Raw genomic sequence first — 18,764 nt, 5'->3', positions numbered from 1 at the left:
CCATGGTACGTGCCTGGGCTCCGGTGGGTGACCTGTGGGCGCCCGGGAGATCGGCTAGCGCAGGGGGCAGCTGGTGAGCAGGGTGGCCGGGTCCACGCCGGCCGGGCGGGCGACGGTGCGGTCGGCGGGCGGGCGGCCGGCTCCGTCGAGCCAGCGTTCCAGGGCGGTGAAGGCGGAACGGTGGCAGGGCACCATCGGGCGGAGCCGGTCGGGGAAGAGGTCGGCCAGCGAGTCGGTGTGGGTGCCGTCCTCGATGCGGTAGTAGCGCAGCAGCGAGCCGCGGCCGGCCTGGTGGACCATGCGCGCGTAGACGTCGGAGTCCTGGCTGATCGGCAGCAGGACGTCGAGGGTGCCCTGGAGGGTGATCAAGGGCTTGCCGATGCGTCCGGTCAGGGCGATGCGGTCGACCGCCCGGTGGGCGGCGGCGGGCCGGTCCGGGTAGGCGTAGTCGGCGTCGCAGGCGGGGGTGCCGGAGGCGCAGTACGGGGTGCCCGCCTCGGTGTCACCGTCGTAGCCGGGGTCGAGTTCCTCGCGGTAGATCCGCTGGGTGAGGTCCCAGTAGACCTGGTGGTGGTACGGCCACAGGAACTCGGAGCCGGCCGGGAAGCCGGCCCTGTGCAGCGCCGCCCCGGCCTCGGCCGCGCCGGGCCCGCCCGCGGCGTACGCGGGGTAGTGGCGCAGCGCGGCCGGCAGGAAGGTCAGCAGGTTGGGGCCGTCCGTGCGCCAGAGGGTGCCCTCCCAGTCGACTCCGCCGTCGTACAGCTCGGGGTGGTTCTCCAGTTGCCAGCGCACCAGGTAGCCGCCGTTGGACATGCCGGTGGCGAGGGTGCGGGCCGGGGGCCGCTGGTAGCGCTGGGTGACGACGGCGCGGGCGGCGCGGGTGAGCTGGGTGAGGCGGGTGTTCCATTCGGCGATGGCGTCGCCGGGACGGCGGCCGTCGCGGTAGAAGGCCGTGCCGGTGTTGCCCTTGTCGGTGGCGGCGTAGGCGTAGCCGCGGGCGAGCACCCAGTCGGCGATGGCCCGGTCGTTCGCGTACTGCTCGCGGTTGCCCGGGGTGCCGGCGACCACCAGGCCGCCGTTCCAGTGGTCGGGCAGCCGCACGACGAACTGGGAGTCGTGGTGCCAGCCGTGATTGGTGTTGGTGGTCGAGGTGTCCGGGAAGTAGCCGTCGATCTGGATGCCGGGGACGCCACTGGGCGTGGGCAGGTCCTTGGGGGTGAGTCCCGCGTAGTCGGCCGGGTCGGTGTGGCCGGTGGCCACGGTCCCGGCGGTGGTCAGCTCGTCCAGGCAGTCGGTCTGCTGGCGGGCGGCGCCGGGGACGTGCAGCCGGGCCTGTCCCGCGCAGTGGGCGTCCGCGGGATCCGGGCCGACGGGTGCCGCGGTGGCGGGGGTGACCAGGAGCGCGCAGGCGGCGGCGAGCGAGAGGGAGCCCAGCGCGGTGCGCCGGGCGGCCCGGGTGCGCCGTCCGGCGCGGCCGAGCGGTGGTGTGCGGTGGGGAAGCATGGGGTTCCTCCGGCGGGTTGGGGACGCGCTGGAGGCTAGGGCGGGTGTGGGGGTTCCGGACATGTGTGGGGCCGCCATGATGACGGCGCGTTCGGCGGCGCCGGGCACCATGGCGGCCCTTCCCGGTCCTGACCGGCTGTCAGGGACAGCCGGTGTCGGCGAGGGTGAAGTAGCCCGGGGGTGACTCCTTCAGGGTGTGGGTGACGAACGTGTTGTAGAGGCCCATGTTCTGCTGGGATCCCTTGGCGTAGGTGTAGCCGCCGCTGGTTGTGGCCCGTCCCGCCTGTACCTGGGCGTAGTTGCTCGCCGTCCAGCAGGCGGCGGTGCCGCCGCCCGGGTCCGGGTCCCCGCCGCCCGGGTCGCTGGTGTCCAGGCCGAAGAACCGGGCGATCCAGCGGCTGGAGCAGATCGAGTCGAGGAAGTACGGGGCCCCGGTGCTTCCGCACTGTTCGCTGCCGGTGCCGGGGTCGACCGGGGTGCCGTGCCCGATGCCCGGGACCCGGTCGACCTCGACGGCGACCGTGCCGTCGGCCGCCAGGTACTGGTCCTGCCGGGTGGCGTCCGGCCCGATCGTCGTGGTGCGCGTGGGCGTCTGGGACAGGCCGTGCAGGGCCGTCCACTGGTCGCGCAGCTCGGTGGCGTTGCGCGGTACGACGGTGGTGTCCTGGTCGCCGTACCAGATGGCGGTGCGCGGCCACGGCCCGCCGTACGACGGGTAGGCGTCCCGCACCCGCTGCGCCCACGCGGCCGGACTCAGGTCGACGCCGGGGTTCATGCAGGTGTAGGGGCTGTTGTCCCTGGTGCAGTCGTAGGGCAGGCCGGCGACGACCGCGCCGGCCGAGAAGACGTCGGGGTAGGTGGCGAGCATGACGGCGGTCATCGCGCCGCCGGCGGAGAGGCCGGTGACATAGACGCGCTGCGGGTCGGCGCCGTACGCGGTGACGGCCTGGCTCACCATCTGCCGGACGGACAGGGCCTCGCCCTGGCCGCGCTGGTTGTCACCGGCCTGGAACCAGTTGAAACACTTGTTCGCGTTGTTGGCGGTGCCGGTCTCGGCGAGTACGAGCAGGAAGCCGTCGCGGTCGGCGAGTTGCGGCAGCCCGGAGTTGTCGGCGTAGACCTGGGCGCTCTGCGTGCAGCCGTGCAGGGCCACGACCACCGGCGGGTGGGCCGGCAGGGTGGCGGGCCGGTACACGTACATGGTGAGGGCGCCAGGGTTGGAGCCGAAGCCGCTCACCCGGGTGAGCGTGACGGCGGCCTGGGTCCGGGCCTGGGCATGGGGCGCGGGGCCGGCGAGCGCGGTGCCGAGGACGACGGCGAGGACGGCGAGAAGGCGGGGCAGGAGGCGGGGCAGCGGGCGGGCCCGTGGTGGCGCTCCGGGTGCCCTGTTACACGGGGGCAGTGGCATGGCGGCTCCTTCGGTGGACACACGGTCCCGGCCGCTCCCCCACGGGGCGGCGCCTGGCGCGCCGAGCACGGCGGAACCAGCCGGGAGTGCCGGAACCATAGGTTCGGGTGTGTCCGGGCACCATGGCGCGGCGCACCACAGCGGGGGGATCGTCCGTCGGCACCGGACGGATTGCGGAGCGCGGTGGGGTCTGCTACGCCGAGGTGACCCCGCGTCACTTCGCGTGCGTCACTTCGCGTGCGTCACTTCGCGGGCATCACTTCGCGGGCATCACTTCGCGGGCGGCACTCCGCCCGCGCGACTCCGCCCGCGCCGCTGCGCCCGCGTCACTCCGCCTGCATGACTGAGCCGACGCAGTCCGCCGGCCCCGCTCCCCGACCGCACTCGGCCGACCGCACCCCCCTGTCGTCGCTCCTCGGCCTCACTCCTGCGGTGGGGCAGGCGGCACCACCGCGATCGGGCTCGCCGCGTGCAGCAGTACGGCGTGGGTGACGGAACCCAGCATGCGGGCCGGGGCGAGCAGCCGCCGCCGGTGCCGGCCGACGACGACCAGGTCGGCGTCCTTCGAGGCGGCGACGAGGTGACCGGCCGCGTCGCCCGGCCGGGCCTCGGCGTCGGCGCGTACCCCGGGGTGCCGCTCGCGGTGCGGCGCGAGGAATCCCTCGGCGAGGGAGCGGGTCTCGTTCGCCACGGCGTCCTGGTCGATCAGGGGCGGCACCAGTTGGCCGGGCGCCGACCAGGTCTGCACCGGCCACGGGTAGGCGGCGATCACCTGGAGCCGGGCGTCGCGCAGGGCGGCCTCGGCGAACGCGAGGGCGAGGACGGACTCATCGGGGCTGTCGACGTGCAGGCCGACGACGACCCGCGGCCCGGTCTCGGCCGGGCCCTCCCCGTGCACCTCCCGGCCCGGCCGGGGTACGACGACCACCGGGCACTCGGCGTCCCGGGCGGCGGCGAGGCCGTTGGAGCCGAGGAGCAGGCTGGCGAAGCCGCCGCGGCCCCGCGAGCCGAGCACCAACAGCTGGGCGTCGCTGCCCAGTTCGGGCAGGACGGCCCCCGGTACGCCCTCCACCGCGAGGTACTCCACGACCGGTGGCCCGGTGTGGTCCGCGAGCCGGCCACGCACCTCGTCGAGCACCGGATCACCCTCCGCCTCGGGCGGCCCGGCGACCAGCACGTCGGCCTGGCCCCAGGCGGCGTACTGCCGTACGTGCACCACGCGCAGCGGTGCCGCGCGGCGGCGGGCGGCGTCCAGGGCCCAGTCCAGGGCGCGCAGGCTGTCCTCGGAACCGTCGACCGCGGCGATGACCGGCGCAGCGTCCATCCTTGCCCCACCTCCGGAACACGACCTTCCCCTTGCTGGGGCCAGCCTGGCTCAGGTCCGGCCCCGACAGGGCTCTGCCGGTCGCGTGTCCGGAAATCCGGCCGGAACACCCCCGGTTCAGGTGAGGTCGAACTCGCCCTCCCGGGCGCCGGAGACGAAGGCGCCCCATTCCGCGGGGGTGAAGATCAGGGAGGGGCTCTCCGGCCGGCCGCTGTTGCGCATCGCGATGAAGCCCTCGACAAAGGCGATCTGGACATCGCCCAGACCGCGGCTGCTGGACTGCCACTCGGCCTTGCTCAGGTCCAGCTCCGGCTTGTCCCAGCCCGCCAGCGGCTGCTGCTGGATGGTGCTCTCGGCCACGTCCCTGCTCCTCCCGGTTCGTCGTCCGCGGGTCAGCCTAGCGACCGGTCGCTACGGCGGACAGGGCACGCGGGGAGAACCCTCCGGCAGGTCGGCCGGCCGCTCCGGCGGGACCCCCAGCAGTCGGGGGGCCCGGCGCCCAGGAGCCACATCGAGAAGAACCGGGAGCCGCCGCCGTACGGGTGCCCGAGCACCCCGCGGGCGCCGCCCACCGGCTGTCCCTGACCTCCTCGCCTCCGGCCGGGAACCCGTCACCGGTCGAGGAAGGCGAGCGTCCGGCCGACGAACCGCTCCGGGTCGTCCAGCCAGGGGTAGTGCCCGGCGCCGGGCTGGACGGCGCACTCGGCGTGCGGGAACGCCTCGGCGGTGCGGCGGGCCACGGTGGGGCTCGGCCAGCCGTCGAGCGCGCCCGCGTACACGAGGACCGGCGCGGTCAGGGCGGCGAGGGCCTTCCGGGTCGCGTCCGGGCTGAAGGCGCCCTCGGCGAAGTAGTGCTCGCCGGCCTCCTCGTTGGTCTGGTGCAGTTCCGCGTCGGTGTGGGCCCGGGCGGTGTCGTCCCAGCGGCCGTAGAAGAACGGCAGGAACACGTCGTCGAAGTCCGCCTCGCCCGTGAGCCAGGCGCGGAAGGCGGGGAACGCCCGCCCGAACCACGGCTCGCCTTCACGCAGCCGGGCCGCGGCCAGCCGGTCCTCGGGCACGGCCCGCAGACCGAGGGCGGACGGGTTGGGGGTGATCAGCAGCAGCCGTCGTGTCCGCTGCGGATGGCGGGCCGCGTAGAGCATCGCCAGGGCGGCGCCCGCCGAGTGGGCGAGCAGATCCATGTGCTCCAGACCCATGTGTTCCCGCCATACCTCCAGGTCCTCGACCATCCGGTCGCAGCGGTACGTCGCCGGGTCCGCGGGCGCCTCCGAGTCACCGGTCCCGCGCAGGTCGAGCAGGGCCAGCCGGCGGTGCGCGGTCAGCCCGCCCAGCTCCCCGAGGTATTCGGAGGCCCGCATGGGCCCCCCGGGCACCACGGCGAGCGGCTCCCCCTCCCCCCGCAGGTGGTAGGCGAGCCGGGTTCCGTCGTACGCGGTGAAGATCGGCACGCCGCCGATCATGGTGCGGCCCGCCGCCGCACCGCAACGCATTTGGCACTCCCCGCGGAAATTCTCCGCCGCCCTCTTGCCTCGGGGTTCGTGACCTGCATTTACTGACCCGGAACACATCGACCGAATGATCGGTCGGTTGAACGAGGCTGCTGGTGAGGGAGACGTCGCGATGGCGGATGTGACGGACCTGCTCGACGCGGGCGAACGGCTCGGAGCCGAGGAGCTGCGGGCGCTGCAGCTGGAGCGGCTGCGTGCGTCGCTGCGGCACGCGTACGAGAACGTGCCGTTCTACCGTGAGTCCTTCGACAAGGCCGGTGTCCGCCCGGAGGACTGCCGCACCCTCGCCGACCTCGCGCACTTCCCCTTCACGACCAAGGCGGACCTCCGGGAGAACTACCCGTACGGCATGTTCGCCGTGCCCCGGGAGAAGATCCGCCGGCTGCACGCCTCCAGCGGCACCACGGGACGCCCCACGGTCGTCGGCTACACGGACAACGACCTCTCCATGTGGGCCGACATGGTGGCGCGGTCGATCAGGGCGGCCGGCGGCCGGCCGGGCGATGTCGTCCATGTGGCGTACGGCTATGGGCTGTTCACCGGGGGTCTCGGTGCGCACTACGGCGCCGAGCGCCTGGGCTGTACGGTCGTTCCCGCGTCCGGTGGCATGACGGCCCGGCAGGTGCAGCTGATCCAGGACCTGGAGCCGTCCGTCATCATGGTGACCCCGTCCTACATGCTCACCCTGCTGGACGAGTTCGAACGGCAGGGCGTGGACCCGCGCACCACCTCGCTGCGGGTGGGCGTCTTCGGCGCCGAACCCTGGACCGAGCAGATGCGGCGGGAGATCGAGGAGCGGTTCGCGATCGACGCCGTCGACATCTACGGGCTGTCCGAGGTGATCGGCCCCGGTGTCGCCCAGGAGTGCGCGGAGACCAAGGACGGCCTCCATGTGTGGGAGGACCACTTCTACCCGGAAGTCGTGGATCCGATCACGGGTGAGGTGCTGCCGGAGGGCGAGCGGGGGGAGCTGGTGTTCACCTCGCTGACCAAGGAGGCCATGCCGATCGTCCGGTACCGGACGCGGGACCTGACGCGGCTGCTGCCCGGCACGGCCCGGGTGTTCCGGCGGATGGAGAAGATCACCGGGCGCAGCGACGACATGGTGATCCTGCGCGGGGTGAATCTGTTCCCGACCCAGATCGAGGAGATCGTGCTGCGCACGCCCGGTGTGGCGCCGCACTTCCAGTTGCGTCTCACCCGTGAGGGCCGCATGGACGCGCTGACCGTGCGGGCCGAGGCCCGCCCCGACGCACCGCCGGAGGTGCGGGAGGCGGCGGCCCGCGCCATCGTCGCGGCGGTCAAGGACGGCATCGGGGTGTCGGTCGGCGTGGAGATCGTGGAACCCGAGTCACTGGAGCGCTCGGTGGGCAAGATCCGCCGGATCGTGGACCTGCGGCCGCGCGACGCCGGGTAGGGGTCGGGCACACCAGGACGGCTGCGACCGCGCGGGACGGCTCCGACGGCCGGGGGCGACACCGGTCACCCGGGACAGCCGCTCCGCGCGGTCGCATCGACGTACCTCGAAACGTCGACCGCCGCTTATACTCCGGAGCCATGACGGACACCGCCCCCACCCCGGACCCGGACCTGGTCAACGCGCTGCGGGCGCTGTCCAACCCGATGCGCCTCCAGATGCTGCGATGGCTGCGCGAGCCCTCGCGGCACTTCCCGATGGAGGCGGCCATCGCCGACCCCGCCGAGGTGGGTGTGTGCGTGAGCCACATACAGGCCAAGGCAGGGCTGGCGCAGTCGACCGTGTCGGCCTACATGGCGGAACTCCAGCGCGCCGGTCTGGTCCGGGCGACCCGGGTCGGCAAGTGGACCCACTACAAGCGGGACGAGCAGCGCATCGCCGACCTCGTCGCCCGGCTGGGGCAGACCCTCTAGACGGTCTCGTTTGGATCAGCCCGGCATCGCGGGGCCCAACCACCCCCTTCCCGCTGGTCCGCTTTCCACCACCGGCGCTCCCCTTGCGCATCATATCGAGAATCTGCGATATTCCGAATCGACGAAGCATTGTCTGCGAGGGAGCACACCCATGGACCTGGGCACGTTCGGGATCTACACCTTCGACTTCGAGCACCAGCCGGCCGCGCGGATCCGGGACTCCGTCCAGCAGTTGGAGGAGCTGGGCTGGCGGGCGCTGTGGATTCCCGAGGCGCTCGGCCGGGACGCGTTCACGCACGCCGGCCTGCTGCTCTCCGCCACCCGGCGGCTGACCGTCGTCAACGGCATCGCCCGGATCTGGTCGCGCGAGGCCCGCTGGACGCACGGCGCCGCCCTGCTGCTGGCGGACGCCTACCCGGGCCGGCACGTGCTCGGCCTGGGCTTCGGCGGCGACCCCCGGCCGGGGGTGAAGCCGCTGGCCGCCATGTCCGCGTACCTGGACGAGCTGGACACCCTGGAGACGCCGAACCCCCGCCCGGAGACCCCGGTCCGGCGGCTGCTGGCCGCCTACGGGCCGAAGATGCTCCGGCTGGCCCGCGACCGCGCCGCCGGCGCCCACACCTACCACGTGAACACGGCCCACACCGCTGAGGCCCGGGAGATCCTCGGCCCGGACGCGTTCCTCGCCGTCGAGCACGCCGTGCTGTTCGAGACCGACCCGGTCCGGGCCCGCGGCCTCGCGCGCGAGCATCTGCGCGGCTATCTCCAGACGCCGTACAACCTCGCCAAGTTCCGCCGGCTGGGCTACACCGACGACGACCTCTCCGGCGGCGGCAGCGACCGCCTCGTGGACGACCTGGTGTTCTGGGGCGACCCGGACACCGTCGTCCGGAAGCTGCGCGGGCACGTCGACGCGGGCGCCGACCATGTGGCGGTACAGGTGATCGGCGTGCGGCCGGGCGAGTCGGCGCTGCCGCACTGGCGGTCGCTGGCCGACGCGCTGCTGCCGGCGAAGGACTCGGCCGGCCGATGAGCGACCGGCCAGGTCGGTGAGTCGCGGGCCGAGCGTCGTACCACCGGTTCCGTGCACCCGTACGCCCGGGCCCGAGCACCCGTACGCCCAGACCCGAGCGCCGGGCGGCCGGGCGCCGCCGTACGCCCCTTCTAGCCGCCGAAGCGGTCGCGCAGCTCGCGCTTGAGAATCTTGCCGCTCGCGTTGCGCGGCAACTCCCCCACGAACAGCACCCGTTTGGGCGCCTTGAACGGCGCGAGCCTCGCCTTCACATGCGCGATCAGCTCCTCCTCCGTCACCTCGCCGCGCGGGACGACGACCGCCGTGACGGCCTCGATCCACCGCTCGTCGGGCAGGCCGATCACGGCGGCCTCGGCGACCGCCTCGTGCGTGTACAGGGCGTCCTCGACCTGGCGCGAAGCCACCAGTACGCCACCGGAGTTGATGACGTCCTTCACCCGGTCCACGATGGTGAAGTATCCGTCGGCGTCCCGCACGGCGAGGTCCCCGGAGTGGAACCAGCCGTCGCGGAAGGCCGCGGCGGTCTCCTCGGGCTTGTCCCAGTAGCCCTCGCACAACTGCGGTGACCGGTAGACGATCTCGCCGGGCGTGCCCGCGGGGACGTCCTTGCCGTCCTCGTCGACCACGCGGGCGTCGACGAACAGGACGGGCCGGCCGCAGGAGTCCATCCGGCCCCGGTGTTCGTCGGGCGCGAGGACGGTGGCCAGCGGGCCGATCTCGCTCTGGCCGAAGCAGTTGTAGAAGCCGAGCTCCGGCAGCCGCTCGCGCAGGCGCTCCAGGACCGGCACCGGCATGATGGACGCGCCGTAGTAGGCCTTGCGCAGTCCGGACAGGTCGCGGGTCGCGAAGTCCGGGCGGCCCGCCAGGGCGATCCAGACCGTCGGCGGGGCGAACAGGCTGTCCACGCGCCCCGCTTCGACCAGGTCGAACAGCCGGTCCCCGTCGGGCGCGTCGAGGATCAGGTTGGTGGCGCCGACCGCGAGGTAGGGCAGCAGGAAGACGTGCAGCTGAGCGGAGTGGTACAGCGGCAGGGAGTGCGCGGGGCGGTCGCCGGCGCTGAGGTCGAGCGCGGTGATCGCGCTCAGGTACTCGTGGACCAGGGCGCGGTGCGTCATCATCGCGCCCTTGGGCAGGGCGGTGGTCCCGGACGTGTAGAGCAGCTGCACCAGGTCCTCGGTGCGTGGCTCGGGGCCGTCGTACGGGGGTGTGGTCGCGAGGCGCGCCAGGAGGGAGTCGCCGGTGTCGCGCAGGGGCAGCGTGCGGACGCCGCCGGGGAGCCGGCCGGCGAGACCGGGGTCGGTGAGCACGAGGGAGCTGCCGGACTGGCGGACGAGGTAGGCGAGGTCGTCGCCGGTGAGGTTGTGGTTGACCGGCACGTGCACGAGACCGGCGCGGGCGCAGGCCAGGAAGCCGATCAGGTACGCGTCCGAGTTGTGGCCGTAGGAGCCGACCCGGTCACCGGGGGCGAGGCCCTGGCCGAGCAGGACGCCCGCCGCGCGGGAGACGGCCTCGTCGAGTTCTTCGTACGTCCAGGCACGGTCGGCGTACTCGACCGCGACCCGTGCCGGGGTGCGCCGGGCGCTGCGCCGCAGCACCCCGTCCACCGTGCTGCCCTGTCCCTGCGTCATGGCTCATGATCCTGGGTCCGGCGCCGGGAACGGGTCAAGCACCCGGACGGCGCGAACGCCGGCCCCGCATTGTTCCTGATGCATCATCAGATTCCGTGGAAGTCACGCGCCCCGTTGACACATCCCCTTCCTGACAGGAAAGTTTCACGGTGCATCGCAGGCGCCGAAAGATACTTTCACGCGGGAGGCCGCAGCATGACGGACGACGTGGCAGGCGGACGAGCGAGCGGGCCGACCCGCCGCCGGCTCGTCGCGGGCACCCTGGCCGCGGGCGGCGCACTCGCCCTCGGCGCCCTCCCGGCGGGGCCGGCCGCCGCCGCACCCGCCTCCGGCCGCCATCCCACCCTGCGCCACGGCTCGCCGGAACGTGCCGGGCTGCTCCCCGCGCACCTGCGGCAACTCGTCACCGACGCCGAGGCGTTCCTCGCACCGTCCCCCCGGCACCCCTGGTACGCGGGCGCCGTGCTGCTCGCCGGGCGCGGCGCCACCGTGGCGCTGCACGAGCCGATCGGCATGGCGGTGCGCTACGCCCGGTACGACGAGAAGACCGACACCGGCGTCGAACTGCCGCCCGAACAGCAGCTCCCGATGACCCGGGACACCGTGTTCGACCTCGCCTCCGTCTCCAAGCTGTTCACCTCCCTCCTCGCCGTGCAGCAGATCGAGCGGGGCGCGCTGGCTCTGGAGGGGACGGTCGCCTCGTACCTCCCGGAGTTCGGACGCGCCGGGAAGCAGTCGGTGACGATCCGTCAGCTCCTCACGCACACCTCGGGCTTCCGCGCGTGGATCCCGCTGTACAACGCGCCGACGTACGAGGAGAAGCTCCAGCTCATCTGGGACGAGGCACCCCTCAACCCGCCGGGCACCGCCTACCTCTACTCGGACCTGAACCTGATCTCGCTCCAGCTCGTCCTGGAGAGGATCACCGGCCGCGCGCTGGACGTGCTGCTGCGTGAGGAGATCACCGGACCGCTCGGCCTCGACAGCACCCGTTACAACCCGCCCGCCTCCTGGAAGCCGCGGATCGCGGCCACCGAGGACGCGCGCAAGCCCTGGTCCGGGCTGGACCGCGGGCTGGTGTGGGGCGAGGTGCACGACGAGAACGCGTACAGCCTGGGCGGCGTGGCCGGTCACGCGGGCGTGTTCGCGAGCGCGTGGGACCTCGCGGTCCTCGGCCGTACGCTGCTCGACGGCGGCCGCTACGGCCGGGCCCGCATCCTGCGGCCCGAGTCGGTGGACCTGATGTTCACCGACTTCAACACGGCCTTCCCCGGCGACGAGCACGGCCTCGGCTTCGAGCTGTACCAGCACTGGTACATGGGAGCGATGGCCACCCCGCGCACGGCCGGCCACACCGGCTTCACCGGCACCTCGCTCGTGCTCGACCCCACGACCGACTCCTTCCTGGTCGTCCTCGGCAACTCCGTGCACCCGGTGCGTACCTGGCGGTCCGGTTCCGCTCCCCGGGTCGCCGCCGGGAACCACGTCGCCCGCGCGGTTCCGGTCCGTCCGGCGAAGGGCCGTACGGCCTGGTTCTCGGGCATGGCGAACGCCACGGCCGCCACGCTCACCCTGCCGGCGCTGGACACCTCCTCCGGCGCGGCCCGGCTGCGCTGCGCCCTGTGGTGGGACACCGAACCCCGCTCCGACCTGGTGGCCCTGGAGTCCACCACGGACGGCGGCGCCACCTGGCACCCGGTCGCCTTCACCACCACCCGCCGCGGCGGGGACCCCGACGACCACCCGGCGGGCACGGTCACCGGCTGGTCGGGCCGCGTCTGGCACCGGGTGGCCGCGGATCTGCCGGCCGATCCCCGGCTGGTGCTGCGCTGGCGGTACACCACGGACGCGCTGTACGTGGGCCGGGGCGCGTACGTCGACGCGCTGCGCGTCGAGGCGGGCGGGACGGTGCTGTTCGACGGGGCGCGCCCGGCGGACGCGGCTCGGATCGCGGCGGTGGGCTGGCAGGCCTCGGCGGACTGAGCCGGGGCCCCGCGGTCAGTTCCGCTCCAGCACCGCCATGGCCGCGTTGTGCCCCGGCACCCCGCTGACCCCGCCCCCGCGCACCGCGCCCGCCCCGCACAGCAGGACGTTGGCGTGCCGGGTCTCCACTCCCCAACGGCCGCTGTCCTCCTGGGCGTACGGCCACGACAGGGCCCGGTGGAAGATGTTGCCGCCGGGCAGCCGCAGGTCCCGTTCGAGGTCGAGCGGGGTCTTCGCCTCGATGCAGGGGCGGCCGTCGGCGTCGGTGGCCAGGCAGTCCGCGAGGGGTTCGGCGAGGTGGGCGTCGAGCTGCGCGAGGGTGGACTTCAGCAGTTCCTCGCGTACGGCGTCGTTGTCCCGGTCGAAGAGCCGGGCCGGGGCGTGCAGGCCGAAGAGGGTGAGGGTCTGGTAGCCGCGCCCGGCGAGGTCGGCGCCGAGGATGGTGGGGTCGGTCAGGGAGTGGCAGTAGATCTCCGAGGGCGGGGCGGCGGGGAGTTCGCCGGCGGCGGCCTGGGCGTGGGCGGTGGCCAGTTCCCGGTAGCCCTCGGCGATGTGGAAGGTGCCGGCGAACGCCTCGCGCGGGTCGGCCTCGGGGTCACGCAGCCGGGGCAGCCGGGTGAGCAGCATGTTGACCTTGAGCTGGGCCCCCTCGACGGGTTCGGGCGCCGGGTCGCCGGTGAGGACGGCCAGTTCGTGCGGGGAGGCGTTCACCAGGACGTGGCGGGCGGTCGCGGTGCCCTCGCCGGTGGCGGTGCGGTAGACGACCTCGGCGGTCGTCCCGTCCGTGTCGATCCGGATCGCCTCGTGCCCGGTGGCGATGCGCGCGCCCGCCGCGCGCGCCGCGTCGGCCAGCGCGTCGGTCAGCGCGCCCATGCCGCCGACGGGCACGTTCCACGCGCCGGTTCCGCCGCCGATGACGTGGTAGAGGAAGCAGCGGTTCTGCACGAGGGTCGGGTCGTGGGCGTCGGCGAAGGTGCCGATGAGCGCGTCGGTGAGGACGACGCCCCGGACCAGGTCGTCGGTGAAGGTCCGCTCGATGGCGACGCCGACCGGCTCCTCGAACAGGGCGCGCCAGGCGGCCTCGTCGTCGATGCGCCGGCGCAGTTCGTCGCGGGTGGGCAGCGGTTCGGTGAGCGTGGGGAAGACACGCTGGGCGACGTGGCCGGTCATGCCGTAGAAGCGCTGCCAGGCCTCGTACTCGCGGTCGCCGCCGGTGAGCCGGGCGAACGCCTCCCGGGTGCGCTGCTCGCCGCCGCCGACGAGGAGACCGGTGGGCCGGCCCGCGCGCTCCGCCGGGGTGTACGACGAGATGGTGCGGGAGCGGACGCGGAAGTCCAGCCCGAGGTCGCGCACGATCTTCTCCGGCAGCAGGCTGACCAGGTAGGAGTAGCGCGACAGGCGGGCGTCGATCCCGGCGAACGGGCGGGTGGAGACGGCGGCGCCGCCGGTGTGGTCCAGACGCTCCAGCACCAGCACCGAGCGGCCGGCCCGGGCCAGGTAGGCGGCGGCGACCAGGCCGTTGTGGCCTGCGCCGACGATGACGGCGTCGTACGCGCGGGTTCCCTCGTTCGCGGACATGGTTCTTCGTAGCACGCGGTGATCCACGACGGCCAGAGGCGGGCCGGGGCCGGATCAGGCCCTCACCTTGTGCGGTGCCGGACGCGCCTGCGGGCCGAGCCGCGCCACGGCCCGCAGGATGTGCTTCGGCGGGAGCTGCCAGCGCAGCCGTGCGGGGATCCCGCGGAGCACGGCCCCGGTGGCGCGCAGCCGGCGGGTGACGACGGCGGGCGCGGGGGCGGGCCTGCCGTACAGCTCCTGGGCGTACGGCGGCAGGGCCGCGTACGCCAGCAGGGCCACCCGCCGCCACAGCAGCTCGCGCGCCGGGACGAGCAGGGGGTGTGCCGGCGGCCGGAGCAGGAAGGCGTCCACGTCGTGGGCCTCGGGTCCGGCGGCCAGCTCCGGCCGGACCGCTGCGAAGTACGCGGCCAGCTCCGCCCGGCTCGCCGGTACGGTGTGCGGGTCGAGCCCCACCAGGCGGGCGCTGACGCGGTGTTCGGCTATGTACCGGTCGGCCTGGGCGTCGGTGAGCGGGAAGCCGGAGCGGCGCAGGACGTGCAGATAGGAGTCGATCTCCGCGCAGTGCACCCACAGCAGCAGCTCCGGCTCGTCGACGCCGTACCGCTCGCCGGTGTCCGGGTCGGTCGCGGTGAGCATGCTGTGGATCTTCCGCACCCGCGCCCCGGCCCGCTCGGCCGCCTCGCTCGTGCCGTAGGTCGTGGTCCCGACGAAGTGCGCGGTCCGCATCAGCCGCCCCCAGGCGTCCCGCCGGAAGTCGGAGTTCTGCATGACGCCCCGGACCGCACGCGGATGCAACGCCTGGAGGTACAGCGCACGGACCCCGGCGACCCACATCATGGGGTCACCGTGCATCTGCCAGGTCACGGAGGCGGGGGTGAACAGTCCGGGGTCGCCGGTGCCCGCGGATGTGCCCACAGCCACGTGACCTCACCCCTTGCCGCATCCCGCCGGGCTTCCTGAGCGCAGCCTATGCGCCCACGTCCGGCGGCGGAATCGGAGCGTCGAAGACGTCGGCGACGAGATCCGGGTTGCGTTGCCCTCGAAGCCGACATCGCGGTGGCTGTGCGGCGGGGCGCCGCGATAGGTGCGCAGGGCCCGCCGCGCCCAGCTGGCGGCGTCGCCGTTGGTCGTCCAGAAATGCCGGGACCCGGCCGGATGCGCGGGCGCATGCGGCCGAAGGCACTCACCCGAGCGTTTCCAGGAAGTCCGCGCAGGCATCGGCGCAGGCCCGGCACGAGGCCGCGGCGGACTCGGCACCGGGGTGCTCGTCGAAGGCGCGGGCGCACTCCAGGCAGACCGAGCGGCACCAGTCCACCCGGACCCGGATCGCCTCCTCGTCCTGTCGGTTCTCCTCGCACAGCACGCGGCAGGTCGCGTCGCACACCTCGGCGCACATGATGCCCAGCCGGCGCGCCCGCTCCTGGTGCTCACTCCCGTCCGGGTCGACCAGGCTCGCGCGCACGGCACAGGCCCGGGCGCACTCGGTGCACGCCTGGGCACAGGTGAAACGGTCCTCCAGGAACCGGTAGAGCTGCTGCGAAGTCGGCGATGTCACACCGTGCGGGTAGCCGGGGCGGGCGGCCACAAACCACTGTCCCCCGGGACCGGCCGGGCGGGCACGGCCCGGCCGACCGCCGTAACCCATAGTGTCCGGGTTTGTCAGCTTCTGGCCGGGTATCCCTGTTCTATGAACACCGCATCGATGCAGCTGGCCGCGGCGAGCGGCCTGATGAGCCTCTTCCTGTTCATCGTGGCCGTGGCCGTGCTCGCGCTGCTGGCCGGCGGCTTCTGGATGACCTCGCGCGTCAGATACCGCGAGTCCCCGCGCCCCCGCCCCGAGGAACAGCCCAAGCTGCCGCCGGAGGGACCGGTGCACGAGGTCCGGGAGAACCGGGAGTCCGCGGAGATACCGCGGATCCCCAAGGGCGACCGCCCGCTCACCCCGTACGAGCTGACCAACATGGACACCCGGACGAACCCGTCGAAGGAGCGTCCGCGCTGGAGCAAGGGCTCCAGCGGCTCGTTCGGCGGCGGCGGACTCGGCGCCCACTGAGCGTCGGCCCCGATCCCGCCCCTCACCGATCCCCGGCAACCCGGCCCGCGCCGGTCCGCCGTGCGCCCCTAGGAGGACTTCCGGGCGGCGTCCAGGCGGCCGACGCGGGCCACGTTCTCCCGGTCCTCGGGATCCTGGCTGGGCTCGGCCGCGAACCAGGCGTCGAGGATCTCCTTCAGCACCGGTTCCGAGGTGAGCCTGAGGCTCAGCGCGAGGACGTTGGCGTCGTTCCAGCGCCGCGCTCCGTCCGCCGTACCGGCGTCCACGCACAGCGCCGCGCGCACGCCCGGCACCTTGTTGGCCGCGATGGACGCGCCGGTACCGGTCCAGCAGCACACCACCGCCTGGTCGGCCGCGCCCTCGGCCACGTCCCGGGCGGCGGCCTGGGAACAGACCGCCCACTGCGCGTCGGCCCCGGGCCTGAGCGCGCCGTGTTCACGCACCTCGTGGCCACGGCGCCGCAGCTCCGCGACCAGCAGACGGGCCACGGGTTCGTCCATGTCGGAGGAGACGGAGATCCGCATACCCCGGAGCGTAGCGCGTGGCGCCCCGGCCCGGCCGGACATGCCGAACGGCCCCGCGGAGGGGCCGTTCGGCAGGCATCGGGCAGGGTGCGGGGTCAGGGGTGATCGGGCTGCTGTGCCGGAGGCACCCCGCCGCCCTCTCCCCCGCCCTTGCCGCCCTTTCCTGCCTTGTCAGAGCCGTGCGGGCGGCCGCCCGCGTCCCGGCCGGCCGGCCGGCGGGCCTTCAGCTCGCCGCTGTCCTGCGGGGTGGCGCCACCCTTGTCACTGCGCCGCTGTTCGGGCTGCTGCGGATTGGACATGCGCCGGACTCCCTCCGCCTGGTGCGTGATGGTGCGTGCTCCGTACGGGGCCCGGGTTCCCAGGGGGACGCGGGTGACGCGCACCGGCGGCGGACCGGATTCACGGCGTCGGGCGGGTCAGCGTCCGGTGGAGGTGTTCGAGGGCGTCCAGGAGCACCGAGCGGTGGTACCAGCTCAGCCAGGCCGACGTGTCCGCGGCGAGCAGGGCGAACGCCTCGGCCTGCGCGGCGGTCGTCCGGTGCCCGGCGTCGGGCCAGTGCAGGGTGATCACTCCGGTGCACGAGCCGGCGGAGGAGAGCACCGGGACGCTGTGCACGGCCTGGGTGCCGGTGGCCAGCAGCACGCGCCGGCAGTCGTCGGAGAGCTGCGTGTCCGTCGCGACGTCGGGCACGCTCACCTGGCGGCCCCGGACCCGGGCCGCCGCGTCGGCCGTGCCGTCGCCCCGGCCCCGCACGAGCTGGTCCAGGAACGTCTCCGCGCAGCCGTAGTGGGCCTCCGGCATCAGGGCGTTCACGGCCGGGTCCACGAACTGCACGTACCCGGCGGGCGCCTTCCCGATGGCCAGCGCCTCGTGCAGGACGGCGTCGATCATCTGCCGGCGGTAGCGCGGGTCCCGGCCGCCGCGGGCCAGCATCCGCAGCTGCGGCACCGGCAGCGAGCGGCGGCCCGGGAACCACACGTCGCCGTCCGGGGGCCGGGCCACCACCACGGCCGACACCAGGACCCGCAGCGGCACGTTGAACCGCTGCGAGGCCTCGCGCAGCACCCGGAAGGCGCTGCCGGAGTCCGGCAGTCCGTAGCGGACCATGAGCGTGCCCTGCGCCATGCCGATCACCGGCGCGGTGCGCACCCGGGCGCGCAGCGCGCGGACCTCCTTGTGCAGGTCCTCGTACGAGGGCCGCAGCGGGTCCGCCATCTGCGACCGCCAGGCGGGCAGCTCCTCCACCCGGGAGGCGGCACGGGCCAGCTCGCGCAGCGCCTCGTCCAGGGTGGCGTACAGCCGTACGCCGTCCAGACGCGCCAGGTGCACCGCCTCGCGGACCCCGGGGCGGGCGCGGACGATGATCAGGTCGGGGCGTCCGGTGCGTGCCCGGGTCGTCTCGCTGAGCGTGCGCAGCACGGCGGCGCCGCCGAGCTGGACGTGCGCCATGTCGAGCACGGGGCGCAGTCCGGCGCGGTCCGCCTGTTCCAGGTGACCGCGCAGTTCCTCCGACCATGCCTGGGCGCCGTCGGCGTCGAGGCTGCCCGACATGCGCAGCAGGAGGGCGCCCTCGGCGGGCAGCCCCTCGACGACGGAGGACTCGATCACGAGGGGAGCCGGTGCCGCAGGTCGGCCGGAAGAAGGTTTCATCGCATCACCCAGACAGGACGTCCCAAAGAACTCGATCGGCCTCTTTCCCGACCTGTGCGCCATTGCGCACGGTAGGCCCCGGAACGTCGACGGCGCCATCCACCGCGCCGTGCGACGAAGCGGCGGGCCGCGCGGTCGCTAGCCGAGGCCGCCGGGGTCCGGGCGGGCCGGTTCGTACGCCGGCTCGCACGCCCGTTCCCGGGCCGGTTCGCGGGACGTCAGGGCGTCCAGGGCCGACGCCAGGGTGGCGTGCACCCGGATGCCCGGCAGTCCGGCCGAGGTCAGGGCCTCCCGGACGTGCGGTCTGGGCTGTACGACGGACAGGGCGCGGCCGGTGTGCGCGAGGGCCCCGGTCGCCCGGTCCAGGGAGCGGACCGCGTCGGCACAGGCGAGATACGCCTCGCTCAGGTCCAGCAGGGGGTGTTCACCGGCCTGGCCGGCATGGGCCACGTGCTCGGCGAGGGCTTCGGAGAACAGCCGGGCGTTGGAGGCGTCGACCGTGCCCCGGGTCTTCAGGACGCTGATGCCGCCGAGCCCCGGGCGGTGCTCGTGCACGGTCTGCAGGAGCAGCGGGGCGGGGCCGCCGGGGCGGACGCGGGCGGGTGACGGCTGACCGTCTTCCCTGGGTGATCGGGTTTCCACGGGGCTCGGGCTTCCTGGAGGCGGGAGGAAGGATCAGCCG

General features: G+C 73.9%; 18 protein-coding genes. 5 read left to right on the top strand and 13 right to left on the bottom strand.

All coding sequences use genetic code 11. The features are described 5' to 3' along the window. Positions 1 to 54: 54 nt before the first annotated feature. The 5 genes from ACH4LD_RS35150 to ACH4LD_RS35130 all read right to left on the bottom strand — a co-directional run bounded on the left by ACH4LD_RS35150 (position 55) and on the right by ACH4LD_RS35130 (position 5,683). Positions 55 to 1,503 carry a tannase/feruloyl esterase family alpha/beta hydrolase gene (locus tag ACH4LD_RS35150; RefSeq protein ID WP_398058170.1) on the bottom strand — a complete coding sequence of 483 codons (1,449 nt, stop codon included), beginning with the start codon at positions 1,501 to 1,503 and terminating at the stop codon, positions 55 to 57. Positions 1,504 to 1,642: 139 nt separating this feature from the next. Further along, a complete protein-coding gene (locus tag ACH4LD_RS35145) occupies positions 1,643 to 2,911 on the bottom strand; it encodes an alpha/beta hydrolase family esterase (RefSeq protein ID WP_398058169.1) in 1,269 nt (422 codons plus the stop codon). A gap of 421 nt (positions 2,912 to 3,332) precedes the next feature. After that, positions 3,333 to 4,235 (bottom strand): universal stress protein, encoded by a 903-nt coding sequence (locus ACH4LD_RS35140; RefSeq protein WP_398058168.1) that lies wholly within the window; start codon positions 4,233 to 4,235, stop codon positions 3,333 to 3,335. A gap of 117 nt (positions 4,236 to 4,352) precedes the next feature. After that, positions 4,353 to 4,595, bottom strand: a complete 243-nt coding sequence (locus ACH4LD_RS35135; protein WP_103816026.1) for a DUF397 domain-containing protein — start codon at positions 4,593 to 4,595, stop codon at positions 4,353 to 4,355. Between the two features lie 251 nt (positions 4,596 to 4,846). After that, positions 4,847 to 5,683, bottom strand: coding sequence for an alpha/beta fold hydrolase (locus ACH4LD_RS35130; RefSeq protein WP_398058167.1), 837 nt, complete (start codon positions 5,681 to 5,683; stop codon positions 4,847 to 4,849). A gap of 172 nt (positions 5,684 to 5,855) precedes the next feature. Between ACH4LD_RS35130 and paaK the strand changes: the two genes are divergently transcribed. The 3 genes from paaK (at position 5,856) to ACH4LD_RS35115 (ending at position 8,666) form a co-directional block, all read left to right on the top strand. Continuing rightward, a complete protein-coding gene (gene paaK / locus ACH4LD_RS35125; RefSeq protein ID WP_132790492.1) occupies positions 5,856 to 7,160 on the top strand; it encodes a phenylacetate--CoA ligase PaaK in 1,305 nt (434 codons plus the stop codon). 140 nt (positions 7,161 to 7,300) lie between these two features. After that, the gene (locus ACH4LD_RS35120; RefSeq protein ID WP_398058166.1) at positions 7,301 to 7,633 is read left to right on the top strand and encodes an ArsR/SmtB family transcription factor; all 333 of its coding nucleotides are present in this window, start codon (positions 7,301 to 7,303) and stop codon (positions 7,631 to 7,633) included. Between the two features lie 151 nt (positions 7,634 to 7,784). Next, the gene (locus ACH4LD_RS35115) at positions 7,785 to 8,666 is read left to right on the top strand and encodes a TIGR03620 family F420-dependent LLM class oxidoreductase (protein WP_398058165.1); all 882 of its coding nucleotides are present in this window, start codon (positions 7,785 to 7,787) and stop codon (positions 8,664 to 8,666) included. A 131-nt stretch (positions 8,667 to 8,797) separates the two neighbouring features. Here ACH4LD_RS35115 and ACH4LD_RS35110 read toward each other — a convergent pair whose 3' ends face one another. Next, the gene (locus ACH4LD_RS35110; protein ID WP_398058164.1) at positions 8,798 to 10,294 is read right to left on the bottom strand and encodes an acyl-CoA synthetase; all 1,497 of its coding nucleotides are present in this window, start codon (positions 10,292 to 10,294) and stop codon (positions 8,798 to 8,800) included. A gap of 195 nt (positions 10,295 to 10,489) precedes the next feature. On the opposite strand from ACH4LD_RS35110, the gene ACH4LD_RS35105 reads away from it, so the two are divergent. Next, positions 10,490 to 12,277, top strand: coding sequence for a serine hydrolase (locus ACH4LD_RS35105; protein WP_398058163.1), 1,788 nt, complete (start codon positions 10,490 to 10,492; stop codon positions 12,275 to 12,277). Positions 12,278 to 12,292: 15 nt separating this feature from the next. Here the strand turns inward: ACH4LD_RS35105 and ACH4LD_RS35100 are convergent, their stop codons facing one another. The 3 genes from ACH4LD_RS35100 to ACH4LD_RS35090 all read right to left on the bottom strand — a co-directional run bounded on the left by ACH4LD_RS35100 (position 12,293) and on the right by ACH4LD_RS35090 (position 15,410). Beyond that, positions 12,293 to 13,855 (bottom strand): phytoene desaturase family protein, encoded by a 1,563-nt coding sequence (locus ACH4LD_RS35100; protein WP_398058162.1) that lies wholly within the window; start codon positions 13,853 to 13,855, stop codon positions 12,293 to 12,295. A gap of 54 nt (positions 13,856 to 13,909) precedes the next feature. Then, positions 13,910 to 14,707, bottom strand: coding sequence for an oxygenase MpaB family protein (locus ACH4LD_RS35095; RefSeq protein ID WP_398058257.1), 798 nt, complete (start codon positions 14,705 to 14,707; stop codon positions 13,910 to 13,912). Between the two features lie 331 nt (positions 14,708 to 15,038). Next, positions 15,039 to 15,410: a ferredoxin gene (locus ACH4LD_RS35090; protein WP_398058161.1), complete on the bottom strand. Its 372-nt coding sequence runs from the start codon at positions 15,408 to 15,410 to the stop codon at positions 15,039 to 15,041. Between the two features lie 132 nt (positions 15,411 to 15,542). Between ACH4LD_RS35090 and ACH4LD_RS35085 the strand changes: the two genes are divergently transcribed. After that, positions 15,543 to 15,908, top strand: coding sequence for a DUF6479 family protein (locus tag ACH4LD_RS35085; protein WP_398058160.1), 366 nt, complete (start codon positions 15,543 to 15,545; stop codon positions 15,906 to 15,908). Between the two features lie 68 nt (positions 15,909 to 15,976). Here the strand turns inward: ACH4LD_RS35085 and ACH4LD_RS35080 are convergent, their stop codons facing one another. The 4 genes from ACH4LD_RS35080 to ACH4LD_RS35065 all read right to left on the bottom strand — a co-directional run bounded on the left by ACH4LD_RS35080 (position 15,977) and on the right by ACH4LD_RS35065 (position 18,724). Further along, positions 15,977 to 16,432 (bottom strand): RpiB/LacA/LacB family sugar-phosphate isomerase, encoded by a 456-nt coding sequence (locus ACH4LD_RS35080; protein ID WP_103816036.1) that lies wholly within the window; start codon positions 16,430 to 16,432, stop codon positions 15,977 to 15,979. 95 nt (positions 16,433 to 16,527) lie between these two features. After that, positions 16,528 to 16,731, bottom strand: a complete 204-nt coding sequence (locus tag ACH4LD_RS35075; protein WP_398058159.1) for a hypothetical protein — start codon at positions 16,729 to 16,731, stop codon at positions 16,528 to 16,530. 100 nt (positions 16,732 to 16,831) lie between these two features. Further along, positions 16,832 to 18,040 carry an ANTAR domain-containing protein gene (locus ACH4LD_RS35070; protein WP_398058158.1) on the bottom strand — a complete coding sequence of 403 codons (1,209 nt, stop codon included), beginning with the start codon at positions 18,038 to 18,040 and terminating at the stop codon, positions 16,832 to 16,834. Between the two features lie 180 nt (positions 18,041 to 18,220). Next, a complete protein-coding gene (locus tag ACH4LD_RS35065; protein ID WP_132790119.1) occupies positions 18,221 to 18,724 on the bottom strand; it encodes an anti-sigma factor antagonist in 504 nt (167 codons plus the stop codon). Between the last annotated feature and the right edge of the window lie 40 nt (positions 18,725 to 18,764).

The organism is Streptomyces sp. NPDC017676 (genome assembly GCF_044329325.1).
Lineage (GTDB): Bacteria > Actinomycetota > Actinomycetes > Streptomycetales > Streptomycetaceae > Streptomyces.
This window is presented reverse-complemented; position numbering and strand designations above follow the sequence as displayed.